The 1618-nt window shown below is 64.8% G+C and carries 2 protein-coding genes; both read left to right on the forward strand.

Features of this window, described 5'->3' with window-relative positions; all coding sequences use genetic code 11:
- Window positions 1-561 (forward strand): (2Fe-2S)-binding protein (locus tag EI291_RS22500; protein ID WP_148103451.1); only part of this gene is annotated, 561 nt, incomplete at its 5' end.
- A gap of 104 nt (window positions 562-665) precedes the next feature.
- On the forward strand, window positions 666-1618 hold a 953-nt coding region (locus EI291_RS22505; protein ID WP_148103452.1), incomplete at its 3' end, for an FAD binding domain-containing protein.

The raw sequence follows: 1618 nt of genomic DNA on the forward strand, positions 1-1618 counted from the left end.
ATGAAGCAGGCCGGCGGCCTGCTGGGCCTGGCGCTGGCCCCGCCCTTTGCCGCCCAGGCCGAGCGGCTGGCTTCCTACGCCAAAACGGTAGAGGGCGTGAGCACGCTGCAGCTCAAGGTCAACGGCACCGTGCGCACCATTCAGGCCGAGCCCCGGGTGACGCTGCTCGATGCCCTGCGCGAATACCTGGACCTGACCGGCACCAAAAAAGGCTGCGACCATGGCCAGTGCGGGGCCTGCACCGTGCACGTAGACGGCAAGCGCATCAACAGCTGCCTCACGCTGGCCGTGATGCAGCAGGGCAAGGAAATTACCACCATCGAGGGGCTGGCCAAAGGAGAGGAGCTGCACCCCATGCAGGAAGCCTTCATCAAGCACGACGGGTTCCAGTGCGGCTACTGCACCCCGGGCCAGATTATGAGCGGGGTGGCCTGCGTAAACGAGGGCCACGCCTCCTCCGACAGTCAGTGCCGGGAATGGATGAGCGGCAACCTCTGCCGCTGCGGAGCCTACCCCAACATTGTCGCCGCCGTGCGGGAAGTAGCAAAAGGTGGTGCTTAGTGCCTAGTGCTTGGTTGGTTCTGAAAAGGACAAGTCAGGCACCAGGCAACTTGAGTACGCATCCATTCCTACGCACCAGGCACTAAATCCTACGCACTAACTTCATGAACAACTTTAGCTACACCCAGGCCAGCACGGCCAAAGAGGCCACCGGCATCCGCAAGGACAAGCCGGAGGCTGCCTACATTGCCGGTGGCACCACGCTGCTGGATCTGATGAAAGCCAACCTGGAGCAGCATCCGCAGCTGGTCGACATCAACCTGCTGCCCTTCAGGGGCGTTGAGCAAACGGCCGACGGGCTGCGCATCGGAGCCATGGAGCGCATGAGCGACGTGGGCGAACACAAGCTGGTGCTGGAGCAGTACCCGGCCATCTCGGAGTCGCTCTTGCTGGCGGCCTCGCCCCAGCTGCGCAACATGGCCAGCATGGGCGGCAACATTCTGCAGCGCACCCGCTGCGGCTACTTCCGCGACGCGGCCTTTCCCTGCAACAAGCGCGTGCCCGGCTCGGGCTGCCCCGCCCTGGAAGGCGACCACCACAACCTGGCCATTCTGGGCACCTCCGACAGCTGCATTGCCACCGCGTATCCCGGCGACTTATCGGTGGCCCTGGCAGCCTTTGATGCCGTGCTCACGCTGGAAAACGCCAAAGGCAAGCAGCGCCGCGTGCCCGTTACCGATTTCTACCTGTTGCCGGGCAACACCCCGCAGAAAGAAACCGTGTTGGAACCCGGCGAACTGATTGTCTCGGTGCTGATTCCGGCTACGGCCCACGCCCGCCGCTCCACGTACCTGAAAGTGCGGGAGCGGGCCAGCTACGCCTACGCGCTGGCGTCGGCCGCGGTGGGACTGGATGTCCAGAACGGTACCATCCGTTCGGCCCGGGTAGCACTGGGCGGCGTAGGTACCAAGCCCTGGCGCAGTCCCGAGGCCGAAAAAGCCCTGGTGGGCCAGCCCGCCACGGAGGCTACCTTCCGGGCCGCCGCTGCCGCTGCCTTACGCGGGGCCCAGCCCCGGGAGCATAACCGCTTCAAGGTGGAGCTGGCCCAAAATACGCT

This window comes from Hymenobacter rigui (genome assembly GCF_003944715.1).
Lineage (GTDB): Bacteria > Bacteroidota > Bacteroidia > Cytophagales > Hymenobacteraceae > Hymenobacter > Hymenobacter rigui.